Below are 15,771 nucleotides of genomic sequence, written 5' to 3' on the forward strand. Positions count from 1 at the left end.
AACGCCCGACCGACGACTTTGGGCGGAGGGGTCAAGGGGGCAATCTGTCTATGGTGCGGCCCGCAGCGCGTAGCGCGAGGACACGGTTAGACAGATTGACGCCAGCTTTGCTGGCGCTTGCCCCTTTACGCCTTTGACGAAAGGTGGCGTCGGACCAACCAAACGAATGTCGCGCGCCTTGGCGCGTGCCCGCGTATTCTTTCACAAGCATGTTGTCACATTGCTTGGATTCTGCCATGAGTTGTGCATGTCAATAGAAGGTTAGTGGTGATGAAAACTAGTTTACAGCTTTCGCTTGCAATGAGCCTCATTGCAGCAGCAACGCCTGCGCTCGCAGGTTCTCAATGGGCACAATCCATTTCGCGTGGAATGACCGTGTTTTCCTATGCAGAAGACAGTTATTCAGTCACGCTGGCTTGCGATCCTGATCGAGTGTTTGGCGACAAATCGAACGCAACTCTTTCAGTACAGTTCGCAAAGCACCCTGCCCCGGCGCAGGTCGTGCTGCTGGCGCAATCTGGTGAACAGGCTGCATTCACAGTTGAGAATGGTGTCGTGTCTGAGTTCAAAGCTGACGAGGAACAGTGGGCAAAGATGGTGGCGATCATTGGCGAAGGCGGTGATTATGCTTTCGTTACCAGTCAGGATTCATTGCAATTGTCAGGTATGGAGCCAATCCCTGACATGTCTTGCTGATCGGAGTGACCCGCTTTTGCGGGTCACTCCTTTGTAAGCTGCGCGAGCATTTCCGCGCCTAGAAATGCGCTCATGATCTTGTTTTCGGACAAAAGCCCCAACGGATCATCAAAGAGTGTTTGAGCATCACTGATCATTGTTACGTCAAGGGCAAGATACTTTCGCTCAGGCCGCGTTCCACTATCAGCGGATTGATCGAGCAAGAGCTTCGCATCTGACAGCAGCTTATCGAGTTCGCCTGCTTTCCAGCGATTGCGCAGGGCTTCGGTGCTTCTTTTCAGATACGCTGCAATCACATATTCCCTGTCTTTGCTGATTGTCTCCGCAAGCTTCCCTGCCCTGCTATCCATCAAGGTATTGATTGGCACATGCAGGGTCATCTTGCGAGTGATGGGTTGCGTGGCGCTCGCGGTGTTAGCTTTTTCCGGGTTTGTTTCTGGCTTTGGCGCGGTTGTGGTGGCCGGTTGAGGTTTGGGCTCTTTTGCTTCGGGTTTTGTGCGCTTTGTCTGTTTGCGCGTTTTGGCGGGTTCCGCTGGCTTGTCTTTGGTCTCTGCGTGGTTGCCCGCTACGCTGCGCATTCGTTCCTGATGTTCTCGACTTGATTGGACGAGCTTTTCGACGGATTTGTTTTCCGGGCGCTGCGACGCAGGGCTAGGAGCTACTTTTAGGGGGATACGGCGTCGGGTCATTCCTGCGTCCCCTCAATGATTTCATCATAAAGGCTGACGGCGATTTGTGTCAGATCTTCGAAATTGTTCGCCATAAGAGTGCCAGCACGCGCCTGTCGGTGCGCTTTCTCAGCGACCGGCAATGGGCCGTGATAAAGCAGATGTTCGAGAATACGACTGTTCGGGATCATGGTGTCCAGGTGCGGGGTTTGCAGAATGTTGTCCAACACTTCCTTATCTCGCTTTGGAAGAGATCCTGATTTACCAACACCGGCAGCTGCTTGAATGATTTTTGTCGGGACATTGGCAATGACCGAGCGGACCTGCGGAAATCTTTCGTTTTCAGCTAATGTTGCTTGAAGCTCCGCCATCCATTCAAAAGCCGAAAGGACAAGCCGCCACTCAGCTTGTGCCGGTCGAGCTGGGATCAGAACCATATCAGCCGCAATGGCATAGTCCTCAGTGCTTTCATAACTGCCGGGGCGCGTGTCGAAGATAACGAGATCGGTGCCGTTTTCTTCGAGCTGTTCAAGTCGCTCATATAGTGCTTCGACATTTTCAGGCGGTTCGTCAATTTGCAAACGTTCAGGCCAATCAGGCTTTTCGACATGCCCCCAATCCGCGTCCATGTAAGCAGGCTGCCAGCTCAAAAGCTGCTTGTTCACGTCACCGTCGAACATTTGAACCTTTTGTTCTTTGGCAAGTGCTGCGCTTGCGATTGTCATGGCAAGCGTGGTTTTGCCTGACCCGCCTTTGGTTTGAATGAGAGTGATAACTTTCATGTTCTTTTCCTGCTCTATGTCAGTGCACCGTTGCACCGCTATTCCATGGCACTTTAGCGCCTAGTTGCTTACGCCCCGTTGCACCGTGGCATTGTTGCACCGTAGCTTCGTCCCGCTGTTACGTCAATACACCGCACCGCCGTTACTGCATGGCACCGAGACGCCGGTCCGCCTTGGCGGCATAGCGTTGCAGCGCCTTGGCGCTTATATGTTTCAGCACCGCCACACCTTGGCACCTAAGCTGCATCACGCTTAGGCGTCGGTACTCCACGACACCTATGCGCCGATACCCCCTAGCACCGTAGCACCTTAGCACCGGATTATCGCCATTTTTGCCTGTGGAGGTCATGTTTGCGCCTGTCATCCGTCTGGGTGCGTGTGAAGGCGGATCGCCCACGCGCTGCGCGCCTGGGGCGATCTAAACGGCAATTCGGTCGCTTTGCGACCTCATTACTTTCGCCACCTGTTGGTGAAACGCGATTTGCATCGGTTACCGGTGGCGTAAACGGAGACCTTTTAGGCTGTTCGATTTTCGCAAGTGGTACTTCTCCGAAGGAGCGAAAACCGGCCTAAAAGGTCGGTTGGCTGGAACGGTATATTGTGGTATAAGTTTATCACACTTTTTGACGGAGCCAAAATCTGTGCCTAAACAACGACGCATCACCAATAAGGAACGCCTGAAAATTCAGGCACTTATTGCTGAGGGTGAAAGCGATGCTTCCATTGCGCGAAAGCTCGGTCGGCATCGTTCGACGGTGACGAAAATCCGGCTGAGCAAGCAAAAAAGGAGCGTGACGACCGGTGGTCAGAACGTCCGAGGGCGCGTTTCAGACGAGGAACACGCGGCATTCAAAGCCAAAACAGAGGCGCTTGGTATCACCATGTCGGACGGTGTTAGGCGTCTTGTCCGTCATTCCTTGGGTGTTTTGGATCTTCAGTCGGAGGAAATTGAGGCGCTTGCGGGTTTGAGAAAAGAGCTAAATGCCATCGGTGTGAACCTCAATCAGCTCGTGACGCTGGCGCAGTCCGGGCGGCTATCCTGGAATGCAAGGGACGGGAAGCTCGTGCAACAACTCGATGTGAAAGTCGATGAGGCGGTTAATCAGCTTGTCGCTTTTGTGTCTGCATCACGGCAAAGGGCGTTCGTTGAGGCTGCTTTTCCAATCGGAGGAGCGATGAATGAGTAACCAGACTTCGATTCAAGACGCCATCATCGGTGAGGTGCTGCCAAATATCGGTCGTCGCCATGCCGGAATGCGCTCCGATCCGATAGAAAAGGCGATCATGCTGCGCCTTGGAACTCGTCAGCAACGAGCCACGAGGGCAATGGCAGGCAACGCACAAAGGGTTCCACAGTCCGTTGTAAAGAGGGTGCGCAATGGCGGTGCTCACTCTCCCAAGGAGCTTCGCCGCCAGCTGGATTATATCACCCGTGATGAGGCGGTAAAATCAACATGGCTGAACTTCAATGGAATTGAGCGCGGCCTTTACAAGAACTCTGTAGAAACCACGGTTCCGCTGTGGACGAGCAGTTGGGCCGGAAACCCCAAGCGAGGACATTCCGACCATATCATTTTGAGCTTCCCAAAGGACACGGATGTGGAAGCGGCGGAGAACATCGCAAAGGAGTGGGGCAGGGCGGTGTTTGGGTCCGGCGACTTTGGAGACCAGTGGCGCTATGTTGCTGCACTTCATGCCAACACTGATCATGTCCATGCTCATTTCGTGGTTGATAAACGTGGCAATGACCACGGCCAGTTTTTGTCGATAAGTATGAAATCCGAGCTTAACTATGACGTGATGCGTGAGCTTCATGCCAAAATCGCCAATGAACATGGTGTGGCTTTGAATGCTTCGTCTCGTTTGTCTCGCGGTGTTGTTGAGTATCCGCCCAGAGAGACCGAATATCGCGCAGCACACGACAATCTCAAAATGACCGGCGAGGAAACACCTTCTGTTGAAGCGCCCAAAATGTCGATTGTTGAGCGCATGAAGCGCGAAGCGATGCTGAGAAGCTTTGCCAATCAATACCAATCCCTAAGTTCGATAGCCCGCCTGACCACCGACCCAGAAGGGCAGGGGGGTTTCATGGAGAAACTGAGCGGTATGTTTTCCGCTGCATCTGATATTTTGAAAGAAGGAGGTTCACTCATGACCGCAACCGACGTTGATACGCCACGCATCGACCCGACGGAACGCTTTTCGCAAGATGTTGAGCGTATTTTTGCGTCTGCCCGAGAAGCGTGGGCGGACATTCAAGATATGGAGCCGGGAGCGGAGCGCGTGCATCTGGAAGAGCGTTTTGCCGAACAAACTCGCTTGATGCAGGACGCCGCTGTCTCTGAATCGTTCATGGAGCAGCATGGTCGCGAGTTGTCGTCTGACAATGACCCTTACAGCCTGGACATTGTACGCGACATTCATTCCGCTCGTGATCATCTTGGCGACGATCCCGCCGCGCACCGTGCATCAGAAGTGGCGATGGATGATCTGAGGCAACGACTTGAAGCGGCCTTTACTGTGCATGAGGACAGGCTTGAAAGAGCAGGAACAAATGCCGAAGAGATGGCAGAGCGGTTCATGTTGTCCAGCCGCACAGCGGGCCAGGTCGAGGGGTGGCGCGCACAGGGGGTTGGCCCAGAGGTGGATATGGACCACTCGCGCACCGTTTTGGCTGAGTTGGAGAATGGAGTTGGCGAGAATTTCGACAGCGACAGCGTGTTCTCCAAATATGAAACATTGATTGTTTCCGCGACAGCTCTTGGCACAGAACACGAAAACCTTGAAACGGCGGGCAACTATGTTGATTCATTGCGCGATTTGATGGCGTCTGAATCGTCTATGACGAACGACGAACGGCAGTATATGGCCGCTTTGCCTGCGCTCATGGAGCGTGATGAAGCTGGTTTGCGCACTTCACTGGATATTTCACGTCGCAATCACTTGGATCTTGCGCGGCATGAAGATGGTGCAGTGTTCGATCCGGAGGCCGCAGAACGGCAGGTTGATCAACTCGTAGATGGGCAAGTATCTGCGCTCGATGAGATTACGGGTCAACTTCCAGTGTCCTATGACCGACTTGAGCGCGACCTGTCCGAAGAAGCTGCCAATATTTTCGCGGATTACGAAGTGCCTCGCGACCTTCAGGAAGTCATTGCTCGTGATCAGCTGATCTATGGTGAGAGGTATCAGCGATTGTCAGATGTTCCAGCGATTGAAATGATCGTTGAACGCATGTCGCAGGAGCTATCGCAAGAAGATTTGGACGCCGTTAGGGCAGGGGACTACACTGCGTTGCGTGAAGAAATCAAAGACCCTGCTATTCGGGCCGCTGTGGGATCAGAGCTTCGCAACGAAGCCGACATTTCCGATGGAAATGAGCGGCATAGCGAACCGGTTGATCAATTCCAGCAGCTCGCCCGTCAAAGCGCAGCTATCAAGGTTGCCGAGAAAGAACACAGTGTCGAGCCAGACCTGTCAGATGATATTAGTCTATAAGAGTTTAGGAGGTTGCCATGATCCAAGATATTGAAACCCGCTGGCGCTATGTCTTGGCGCTTTTCGGCGGATTGCTTGCGGGCGGCTATATTGGTTCGATGCTGGCGACTATCTACGTTGTTGTTGCCAGAAAGGAATCCGTAGCGACAATTGATCCTCTGCAACCGTTCTTTCTTCGATACTCCTGGGCAACCCTTGAGGCATCACCCGCAATCCTACAATCGGCATTTTTGATTACCGGCGCTGTGACTTTCGCTTTGACCGCTGTTGGCGTTGCCGGTGTCTATCGTGGCAGTTTGACACAGTATGACGATGCTCATTTCCAATCCAAGTCGGAGATCCGACGCAACAAGATGATTGGCGGCTTCGATGTGAATGGTTTCGTCTACGGCAAGCTGGGTCGCCCAAAGAGTGATAAGCCATTTATTTCGGCATCACCCGATCGTTTTCCGCACGCGATCATGATTGCGCCAACCGGGCGAGGAAAGGGAATCGGCTTCGTGCTGCCGAACCTTCTTCACTTTAATGGTTCAGCCATTGTCCTCGATGTTAAGGGTGAGAATTTTCAAAAGTCTTCAGTGCATCGCCAGAAGGGGTTGGGCAATGAAATCTGGTATTTCTCACCGTTCGATTACGTTGACATGCCTGCCATGGAAGGCAAGCCGACGCCTGGCCGGGTGACAAGAACTCACCGATTTAATCCCCTTCAACGTATCGCAGACATGGCGTCAACAGATGAGCAATACACTGCGTTGAATGCTTTGGCCGATCTCTTTCTTGTGGTCGAAGGTGACAATGCCAAGGGGTTCTATCAGGCAGGCAAACGGCTGTTTGTCGCGTCCTGTCTTTTTGCCATCGAGCAAGGCACGCCAACCCTAGGTTATGCGTCCGAGATCATGGGTGGGGGCGGCAGACGCGCGGACAACTACAGATCATATGCGGACATGACGGCTATCCCCATTGTTTCCAGAACATTCAATGAAATGGCTGGCGAGACCCAGAAGATTGTGGACAGCTATATTTCTGTGATCAACGGAGCTGGGTTCGAGCTTTGGTCTGATCCGTCAGTTGTACGGTCAACTTCCGAAAGCGATTTTGATTTTTCTACCTTCAGGAAGGAACCACAAACCCTCTATATCGCAGTTCAGTCCGAGCATCTGAAAACCCTTGCACCTTTGATCAGGCTGCTTTTTGCAGATGCTATCGCATCGCTTCAACGAGCTGAGCCCGGTCCAGATGAACCACATCCGGTTATGTTTCTCATGGACGAGTTTGACCAACTCGGCCGTCAACCTCTTGTGTTGCAGTCGATCAAAACTATTCGGGCATTCGGTGGTCGGTTTTTCATTATTTCCCAATCCATCGCTGGCCTCGATTCACCGTCGCTTTATGGGGAAGCTGACAGGCGTTCATTGTTGGCTGGCGCTGGCATCCAAATCTACATGACACCACAGGATGATAGAACAGCGTCCGTGCTTGCTGAAGCTCTGGGCAAGCGGACGATCACATCAAAAAGCGAAAGCCAATCACGCATCCGAGACCTGGACGATAGCGCGCATGTGAGCCGTCGATCAGAAGAACGTCCATTGATTTCTGCAAGCGAGCTTTTGCGGTTTCCGCTGGACAAGGTTTTGATCCTTCCAGAAGGTCAGTATCCGATAAAAGCTGACCACATTCGATACTACGAAGACAATCACTTCGCACCGATTGATGCTGCGAGGGGAACCCATTTGCTTCCTTATCCGCCTCTCGAACATGAGCGGAAGAAAACCAAAGTGGCAAAGCTGAGCAACTTGTCTGGATCAAAGCCAGCGCAACCGCCGACCGAGGATCAGCGCCGTGCAATTCTCAAGGAAGCCGAGGCCGGATTTTCAAGTATTTCGGCTGCCGCGAAAAAACGACGCCGCCCGCCATCGCGCAAACCTGGTCGGCGTTCTGGCGAGAATGCTCCAGACGCGGTTAAGGATGTTGTAGCCGAGGTTCAGAGCAGGATGGATAGTAGGGCCGATGAAGCAGCCACGACTTGACAAACCGGCCTTTCAAGAAAGGCAGAGACTTTTGCTGGCTGAGCAACAGGCGAGGGGTATTCCGCTCATTCAACGCCGTTCTGACGGGGTTTATGTTGCGCGTTCTAAAAGCGGTCGAGAAGAAGCACGACCATACCGCGATCGGTCGGACAACGCGCCATACAAATGACAGAACAACCGCTTTTGATTGTGGTTGCTGGTCCCAACGGATCGGGAAAGTCCACCCTCACAGCTTCGGGGCTGGCCGGTGACGCTCCGGTAATTGATCCCGATGCAATTGCTCGCAGCTTGAATCCCGATAATCCAGCCGCCGCAGCTGTTTCGGCGGGCAAAGAAGCCCTTTCTCAACAGCAAGACGCCATCGAAAACAAACAGACCTTCGCCGTGGAAACCACGCTTTCGGGCAACGGGCCGCTTCGTCTTATGGAGCAAGCCCAAGGTAAGCGGTGTTTAGACCCCACCTTTCTTGAGCGCGTCTGATCTGCGATTCCCTTCTCGCATAGTTTTGAAGGGAGTTTTTCTATGGAGCCTACGGTAGAGATTTTACGACGGGTGCCCCGCGGTCCGGACGGTAAGCGCAGGTGGCCGATGGAGCTGAAGGCACGGATTGTGGCGGAAACTCTGATCGAGGGGGCTACGGTGAATGCGGTTGCCAAGCGGTATGATCTAAAGCCGAGTAATCTATCTGATTGGCGGCGCATGGCCCGGACTGGCAAATTGGTTTTGCCCAATCTGGACGGTATGGATTTTGTGCCTGTGCAGATTGAAAGCCAAGTTCCAGCGACACAGAAGCCCACCCTGCCGAGCAAGCCAGGGACTGTTGATGTGATCAAAGGGGATGTCACCGTTCGTCTAGACGCGGCGACACCGGCAGCTCGGATTGCCGAGATTGCGGTCGCGCTTTGATCCATCCATCGCATGGGGTGAAGATCTTCGTGGCGACGAAGCCAGTAGACTTCCGCAAGGGTCACGATGGTTTGGCCGCACTGGTCCAAAGTCATCTGAAGATGCGGCCCTTTGACGGCGCCGTCTATGTGTTTCGGGCCAAGCGGGCAGACCGGCTCAAGATGATCTGGTGGGACGGGACTGGTTTGGTTATGGCGTACAAACGGCTGGAGCAGAACGCATTCAAATGGCCTGCCATCCGGGACGGTGTTTTGCGCCTGGACCCTGCGCAATTTGAAGCTCTTTTTGCGGGACTGGACTGGCGGCGTGTGACCTCTCTGGAAGCCCCGTCTCCTGCTGCGGCAGAATGACTCGGCTGGTGTTTTGCACAGGCGGCATGACCCTGAATTTGATAGTTCATGCGCATGACCTCTGCTGCCGATCTTCCTGATGACATTGATGCGCTAAAAGCCATGCTTTTGGTGGCTGAGGCGCAAATTGCGGTGCAAAATGAGAGCCTGGTTCAGCGCGACGGTATCATCGAACGCAAGGAAGATCGTATCATTCGACTGGAGAAGCTGCTCTCTGACTTCAAGCGCGCCCTCTATGGCGCGAAGTCCGAGAAAGGCCATCCGGATCAATACCACCTTGCGCTGGAAGACATCGAGACCGCCATGGCCGCGATCCATGCCGAAGATGAGGCGATTGATCCGCCGAAGACAAGGCCTGCCACGCGCAAACCGCGTGGGGCATTGCCCAAGCACCTGCCGCGCATTGAAGAGGTGGTCGAGCCCGAGACGACAACTTGTTCTTGTGGCGGTGAACGTCACGTGGTCGGAGAGGATGTCAGTGAACGGCTGGACATTGTGCCCGCTCAGTTCCGGGTTCTCGTCACACGCCGCCCCAAATACGCGTGCCGGTCCTGTGAGGCCGGGATCGTTCAGGCTCCGGCTGTGCCACGCTTGATCGAAGGCGGCATGCCCACAGAGGCGACAGTCGCAACAATTCTGGTGTCAAAACATGCCGACCACTTGCCACTGTTCCGGCAAAGCCAGATCTACGCCCGCCAAGGTGTCAATATCGAGCGCTCCACCTTGGCATCATGGGTGGGCAAAGCGGCCCACGAACTGAGGCCCGTCCATGATGCTCTGCTGGGGCATCTCAAGACCAGTTCCAAGCTCTTCATGGACGAAACACCAGCGCCAGTGCTCGATCCCGGTCGGGGAAAGGTGAAGAAGGGATACTTCTGGGCATTGGCCCGTGATGATCGGGGCTGGAATGGTCCTGAACCACCCGGCGTCGCCTTCACATACACACCCGGACGATCCGGCAAATACGCATCTCAAATATTGCAGGGCTTTAGCGGCATCCTGCAAGTGGACGGCTATGCTGGCTACAACCGCGTGCTTGATCCACGTGACAATGCGCCGATCAAGCTGGCCTATTGCTGGGCCCACGCCCGTCGCAAGCTCTATGACCTGACCCACAACAATGTGGCCCCCATTGCCGAGGAAGGTCTCAAGCAGATCTCGGCGCTTTACCGGATCGAGAAGCAGATCCGTGGGCAGTCAGCTGAGGACCGTCTGGCCGTTCGGAGCCAAAAGTCCGCACCCAAAGTTGCTGCCTTCAAAACCTGGATGGATCACGCCCGCACCCAGGTCTCAGCCAAATCCCCAACGGGGGAGGCGCTCAAATACATCTTAAAATACTGGGATGGGCTCATCCTGTTCCTGATCGATGGTCGCATCGAGATGGACTCGAACGCCGTCGAACGCACCATCCGTCCCATTGCCTTACAGCGCAAGAACGCACTCTTCGCAGGCCACGATGCCGGTGCCCAAAACTGGGCCATCATCGCCTCACTCATCGAGACCTGTAAGCTGAATAAGGTCGAGCCGCACAGCTACCTGACAGGCGTCCTCACTGCTATCGTCAATGGCCATAAACAAAAGGACATCGATCAGCTGCTGCCGTGGAACTTCAAGGGCTGAATAAGCGCTTACCATGATGCGTCAATGGCTACAAATACCGCTGGGCGGGAGCCGACGCCCTTTATTGCGCTTCTCTTGCTTCGACCTTTTCGTCAACCGCTCTGAGCATATTCCGTAGACTTGCGGTTAGGTCTAAGAGGCACTCGCTCGAAAATTCCAGTTCTCTGCCAGTTTCGCGGTCTTTGCCATTCCGGTGGACGCAATCATGACGTTGCTTGATGACTGTTACCACCTTCTTCAGTTCCGACTTCGTCGGGAAGTATGTCGATCCCCAGTCCGATCTGAAAGAGCTTAGTCACTTTCGATATGTCATGAAAAGAAACTGCACGCAGATATCCGACTAATTGCTCCTTCGCAAAGTCTACTTTGCCAGCCGCGTCTGACAAAAGAAACTTGGTCGCGCCGATTCCTATTCGTTTTGATTTTAGCAGTTTTTCTTGCACTTCTACGCTGGCGGAGGCTGAAGGTATAAGTGTGTCCGCGAAGAAGACTTCCATTGCGGCAATACTTTGAGCAAGCAGCATTCTTCTCAACATGCGGGACTGTTTTTCATCCACCTCTAACGAGCAGAGCTCTTCGACGTTGTCCAGAGTTTGGGAAAGCGTACGGAAAACCTCCCTATGTGGGCGCTCCTGCTGTTCAAGCCATTCGTAGTAGTCGTGATCGTAATCATCGTAGTCGTTGAAGTATCCCTGCACGGGTTCCGCCTTAACTGATACCTCAGGGTATCCGTCCAGTTCGATTTCGCAGGCGTCCCAATCGGTTTTGACCCAAGCATCGTAGTGAGTGCCGCACACAGCACACCGAATTGAGATAGGGAAGTGATGTTGATCTCCATTGTCATGGACAACCGGAAGCTCAGTTTGGCCATCGACGGCTTCCTTGCAGTGTGGACACCGGAAATCTACATCAACCGCTACCCATTGGGCTTCCTCCATCTCCATCATCATGTGTTTGACTATGCCCTTGACTATCCTCTCTTAGTTCGAAGTTCTGAGTTGAGCTGTCGACTATGAAATACGCGAACCAACCATTCATACAATCACCTTCAAAGCCAGCTTTGTCCCACTTCTAACTGGTTTAAACGCCGTGCAGCGAATGCCCCTGTTGCCTAATGATACGATTCTGCCACCTTCTGGAATTACCCCCTATTGCCGTAATAGGTCTGGGCGATCCGGGCCTGGCTCGAACTGGTGGGCTATCTGCGCGACCTTGGCGTTGAACATGAAGATGCCCAGAGCATCGCTGAGCGCATCGATACCTGAGCTGCCTTGACGAACAGTCCTGTCGTTGGCCATCTAAAAGCGGCTGCCTGTCACTGACGCCGCGATGGCCGGAAAGAGCACAGAGCCCCAATATCTGCGGCCGACGTAAACAGGTGCGAAGCGCGCATTGCTGCCAATGGTCCGGGAAGGAGTGGCCTTTTGCGGTCTCTCAGCTTCCCCACCGGTTGCTGCGGTTGCAGTCCGCCTTGCAGACCCTAATGTCAACGACGGCGCGTCGCCACACCGTTCGAAATCTGCAGCACGCTCCCCTGCTCGGGGACCAGACGGCAATCCAGCCCATTCGGGTCGCCGGTTAATAGCGTCCTCATGACCACGATGGCGATTTTATGCGACACAATGATTGCCGGGTCTTTTAGCTCAGTTAGGAACGAGGATAGGCGCGCGGCAAGTTCTTTCGTGCCTTCGCCGCCCGGCCCGCTGGTATACATGCCGTATTCCGATTGAATACCAGCCACGATGTCTGGATCGCGGGCCAGCCGGTCTTCGTGGGTGGTTCCTTCCCATGCGCCGCAGTTGATCTCGGATAGGCGGATGTCGGTTGAATAGGGTTCGCCGTCAAACGCCAGCAGCGCCGTATCCTGCGCGCGACCGAGTGGGCTGGCCCAAAGAGTATGAGCCCCTAGACCAGAGCGCACATTGCGCAAGATTTCGCTCTGCTGGCGGGCCTGCGCCCGGCCCTTCTCTGTAAGATCCGAGTTTTTCTGCCCTTGCACGCGATGGTCTTTGTTCCACTCGGTCTCTCCGTGCCGCAGAAGGAATACGTCATGCGGTATGGTCAGTTTGGGAAGCGCCATCATTACAAGACGATCGCGCTTTTTGTGTTGGCGACCAGATGCACTTCTGCTCCGGTTTCGATCCAATCATGACCCGCGCGGTGGCTTTGGTCGACGACAATTTCGGTGCCACCTGCGGACACAAGATAGCGGATTTGACTGCCGAGAAACTCACTGTGCTGAACCGTGCCGGGCAAGGAGTCATTGCCCCCGGTGCGACTAATCGAGATGTTTTGAGGTCGCAGGACGATGTTTTCGCCGTTACCCGTACCGCCATCAGGCAGGGATAGGTGGTCCCCCGTCTTTGTCACGAAGCGTCTTGCGCCCCCCTCGGTTTCGACCTTGCCTTCCAAGATATTAGCCGTACCAAGGAAGTTGGCAACGAAGAGGTTTTCTGGCCGGTCATACAATTCCAGTGGTGACCCAACTTGCTGAATCACTCCTTTGTCCAGCACCGCCATGCGATCGCACGTGGTGTTCGCCTCTTCCTGATCATGGGTCACGAAAATCGTGGTCAGACCCAGCTGCCGTTGCAAACGCAAAAGCTCGCGCCGCATATGAACGCGCAGGGACGCATCCAGATTGGACAAGGGCTCGTCGAGCAACAGCACATCCGGTTCGACCACCACGGTGCGCGCCAGTGCGATGCGTTGTTGCTGACCGCCTGACAGTTGGTTGGGCATTCGATCCGCAAGATGGGCCAGGTCCACAAGCTCTAGCGCCGCGTCAACCTTTGCCTTGATCTGGGCTGAGGGCACTTTGCGCTCTTTCAGGCCAAACCCCACATTGTCGCGCACCGACATATGCGGCCAAAGCGCATAGGATTGGAACACCATCCCAACGTTACGTTTCCACGGGTCCAGCCCGACAACGTCACGATCCCCGATCAGGATACGTCCTTTTGGGGTTGGTCCAAATCCTGCGATGGCACGCAACAGAGTGGATTTGCCAGACCCGGATGGGCCAAGGAAGGCGAAGAACTCGCCAGGTTGAATGTCAAGGTTCACTCCTTTCAGAACCTCTGTGTCGCCAAAGGATAGGTGCAGGTTTTCGATTTTGATGCCAGCTTTGTTCATGAGTTTTCCCTCCCCGGCCTAGTGTACGTCGCCGGACGATTTCAGTTTCTTGTCGCGTTCGATGATAATCTGTGAGGCCAAGGTGCCGATCGCTACGACAATCACGGCCACGATACCCAGCGCCGCCCCTGCACCACGCCCAGATGGGGTCTGCATGAACAGGTAGATGCCGTAGGCCAGCGGTGCGTCGTTGTTGGAACTGACCAGCATGATGGTCGCGGACAGCTCGACAGCCGCCGTCGCAAAGCTGGTGACAAAGCCCGCAAGGATGCCGCCCGTCATCAAGGGCACGACGATCTTCTGGATGGTGCGCCGTTTGGTGGCGCCCAGGCTCTCTGCCGCTTCCTCTAGGGCAAGGCTCACTTGCTGCAAGGCTGCGGTGCAGGCGCGAAGGGCATAAGGAAGGCGTCGGATCATCAGGGCCATCGCAATGATCACCCACCAGCTTGCCATTGGTTCGCCGGTGAAAGGAAGGTCGATACTGTGGAAGGTCCGAAGGTAGCCGATCCCAAGAACAACGCCCGGTACCGCCAACGCCGCGGTCGCAAGATAGTCCAGACCCTTTCGGCCAAATATCTTGGTGCGAAGGACGATATAGGCAATGGCCGTACCGATAATCACGTCCAAGGTGGCCGCAATGCCGGCGTAAAGAACGGTGTTCAGGATGAAGGTTTTTGACCCTTCCCACATTGTCACATAGTTTTGCAGCGTGTAGCCGTCAGGCAGTGGAGCAAAGGACCAGATCGTGCCGAACGACAGCAGAAGCAGGCCGAAATGAGGTGACAAGACCAGCAGCAGGATGAAGATTACGGCGCCATAAGCGAGTACTTTTTCAGCGGGCTTGAGCGACCGCTTGGCCATTCCTCCACCGCCTTTTTGCACGGTGGCGTATTCCTTGCCGCGCATGAAAAGGAAGGACGCCCACAGTGACAGGACCGAGAACACGACCAGGATGACCGAGATCACGTATCCCATCGGATCGCTGATCCCGATGGACGAGATACGCAGGAAAGCTTGCGGCGCCAGCATGTTGTTCACGTTGAGCAACAGCGGCGTGCCAAGGTCATCGAAAACCTTGATAAAGACCAGCGCGGCACCCGCGATATAGCCCGGCATCGCCAAGGGAAAGACGACACGCCGGAACAGGCGCATTCCGTGGCTGCCAAGGTTCTGCGCGGCTTCTTCCATCGAACGGTCGATGTTGCGTAGCGAGGCGGACAGGTTGATCAGGATGAACGGGAAGTAGTGGATCGACTGGACCAGAATGACGCCATTCAGCCCTTCCATGAAGGGAATATCGAAGCCGAGATTGTCGCGTAGCAACAGGTTGATCGTCCCGTTACGCCCGAAGATCAGTTGCATCGCGACCGCGCCTACAAAGGGCGGCATGATCAACGGGATGAAGCCGAGGCTTTGGATCAGGATCGAGCCGGAAAAGTGGAACCGCGTTGTGATATATGCCAGCGGCAAGGCGATAGCGGTCGCCACGACAACAGACATCGCCGACACGTAGAAGGAATTCCAGAAGCTCTCGCGGAACAATGATGTGCCAAAGAAATCCATAAAGTTCTGGAGCGTGGCAGCCCCGGTCGCAGGGTCCTGAAACGCGACGATCATCACTTGGGCAACAGGCACCAGAAGCAACCCAGTCAGCAGCAACGCGATGAAGAGGGCAACAAGGTGAAGCCCGGACAGATTTGGAACCAGCCAGCTCGGCAGGCGATCAGAGAGGCCTGCCTGCATCTTTGCAGGGGACGGCGAAGTACGAGACATGATGAGTTCTTTCCAATTAGGCTGCCATCACGCTGGGCGATAGCGCACCACACCAGGCGATGGCAGCCAAGTCGGCCCCCGAAAGGGCAGACAGGGAGGTCACATGGCGGAGGCTTGCTCGGCCAGCTCTTTTGCACGGGCGTAGTTTTCTACGACCATTGCGTCCCATTGCTGTTCAACTTCAGCCTGACGCGCTCCGACTTCGTCGGTGGCTTTCTTGCGTTTCTTGGTGAAGATAGCCGCAAAGTCCGCATCTAGGCTGGTTGCCTCGTCAATCGGGTTGGCGTCGATCAGTGCCCAGGCTTCTGCGATCAGA

At 54.7% G+C, this 15,771-nt stretch carries 14 protein-coding genes and 1 pseudogene; 8 read left to right on the plus strand and 7 right to left on the minus strand.

What is annotated here, in order from left to right; translation table 11 throughout:
* The first annotated feature begins 270 nt into the window (after positions 1-270).
* Entirely contained in the window at positions 271-696 is a 426-nt protein-coding gene (locus AC2FME_RS18040; RefSeq protein WP_496801173.1) for a hypothetical protein, read from the plus strand.
* Positions 697-719: 23 nt separating this feature from the next.
* On the opposite strand, the gene AC2FME_RS18045 is transcribed toward AC2FME_RS18040, so the two are convergent.
* Both AC2FME_RS18045 and AC2FME_RS18050 read right to left on the minus strand, forming a co-directional pair.
* Positions 720-1,385: a hypothetical protein gene (locus AC2FME_RS18045; protein ID WP_496801174.1), complete on the minus strand. Its 666-nt coding sequence runs from the start codon at positions 1,383-1,385 to the stop codon at positions 720-722.
* Positions 1,382-2,146 carry a ParA family protein gene (locus AC2FME_RS18050; RefSeq protein ID WP_496801175.1) on the minus strand — a complete coding sequence of 255 codons (765 nt, stop codon included), beginning with the start codon at positions 2,144-2,146 and terminating at the stop codon, positions 1,382-1,384. Before AC2FME_RS18050 ends, AC2FME_RS18045 begins: the two co-directional genes overlap by 4 nt.
* A 641-nt stretch (positions 2,147-2,787) precedes the next feature.
* On the opposite strand from AC2FME_RS18050, the gene AC2FME_RS18055 reads away from it, so the two are divergent.
* From AC2FME_RS18055 to tnpC, 7 genes are all read left to right on the plus strand, one after another.
* Positions 2,788-3,333 carry a helix-turn-helix domain-containing protein gene (locus AC2FME_RS18055; protein ID WP_496801176.1) on the plus strand — a complete coding sequence of 182 codons (546 nt, stop codon included), beginning with the start codon at positions 2,788-2,790 and terminating at the stop codon, positions 3,331-3,333.
* Entirely contained in the window at positions 3,326-5,644 is a 2,319-nt protein-coding gene (locus AC2FME_RS18060; protein WP_496801177.1) for a relaxase/mobilization nuclease domain-containing protein, read from the plus strand. Before AC2FME_RS18055 ends, AC2FME_RS18060 begins: the two co-directional genes overlap by 8 nt.
* 17 nt (positions 5,645-5,661) lie before the next feature.
* Positions 5,662-7,671 (plus strand): type IV secretory system conjugative DNA transfer family protein, encoded by a 2,010-nt coding sequence (locus AC2FME_RS18065; RefSeq protein ID WP_496801178.1) that lies wholly within the window; start codon positions 5,662-5,664, stop codon positions 7,669-7,671.
* 165 nt (positions 7,672-7,836) lie between these two features.
* Positions 7,837-8,151 carry a hypothetical protein gene (locus tag AC2FME_RS18070; RefSeq protein ID WP_496801179.1) on the plus strand — a complete coding sequence of 105 codons (315 nt, stop codon included), beginning with the start codon at positions 7,837-7,839 and terminating at the stop codon, positions 8,149-8,151.
* A gap of 42 nt (positions 8,152-8,193) precedes the next feature.
* Positions 8,194-8,577 (plus strand): IS66-like element accessory protein TnpA, encoded by a 384-nt coding sequence (tnpA, locus tag AC2FME_RS18075; RefSeq protein ID WP_496801180.1) that lies wholly within the window; start codon positions 8,194-8,196, stop codon positions 8,575-8,577.
* A gap of 17 nt (positions 8,578-8,594) precedes the next feature.
* A complete protein-coding gene (gene tnpB / locus AC2FME_RS18080) occupies positions 8,595-8,927 on the plus strand; it encodes an IS66 family insertion sequence element accessory protein TnpB (RefSeq protein ID WP_496801181.1) in 333 nt (110 codons plus the stop codon).
* A 54-nt stretch (positions 8,928-8,981) separates the two neighbouring features.
* Complete coding sequence (gene tnpC / locus AC2FME_RS18085; protein WP_496801186.1) at positions 8,982-10,547, plus strand: IS66 family transposase; 1,566 nt, start codon at positions 8,982-8,984, stop codon at positions 10,545-10,547.
* Positions 10,548-10,750: 203 nt separating this feature from the next.
* On the opposite strand, the gene AC2FME_RS18090 is transcribed toward tnpC, so the two are convergent.
* From AC2FME_RS18090 to AC2FME_RS18110, 5 genes and pseudogenes are all read right to left on the minus strand, one after another.
* The gene (locus AC2FME_RS18090) at positions 10,751-11,485 is read right to left on the minus strand and encodes a hypothetical protein (protein ID WP_496801182.1); all 735 of its coding nucleotides are present in this window, start codon (positions 11,483-11,485) and stop codon (positions 10,751-10,753) included.
* Positions 11,486-12,033: 548 nt separating this feature from the next.
* Entirely contained in the window at positions 12,034-12,630 is a 597-nt protein-coding gene (locus AC2FME_RS18095; RefSeq protein WP_496801183.1) for a histidine phosphatase family protein, read from the minus strand.
* The gene (locus AC2FME_RS18100) at positions 12,630-13,682 is read right to left on the minus strand and encodes an ABC transporter ATP-binding protein (protein WP_496801184.1); all 1,053 of its coding nucleotides are present in this window, start codon (positions 13,680-13,682) and stop codon (positions 12,630-12,632) included. The genes AC2FME_RS18095 and AC2FME_RS18100 overlap by 1 nt, the downstream gene beginning before the upstream one ends.
* An 18-nt stretch (positions 13,683-13,700) precedes the next feature.
* On the minus strand, positions 13,701-15,455 hold the full coding sequence (locus AC2FME_RS18105) for an ABC transporter permease (RefSeq protein WP_496801185.1): 1,755 nt from the start codon (positions 15,453-15,455) through the stop codon (positions 13,701-13,703).
* Between the two features lie 99 nt (positions 15,456-15,554).
* Positions 15,555-15,771, minus strand: a pseudogene (locus tag AC2FME_RS18110) (ABC transporter substrate-binding protein); the annotation flags it as partial.

The organism is Ruegeria sp. BHSC026, assembly GCF_059613065.1.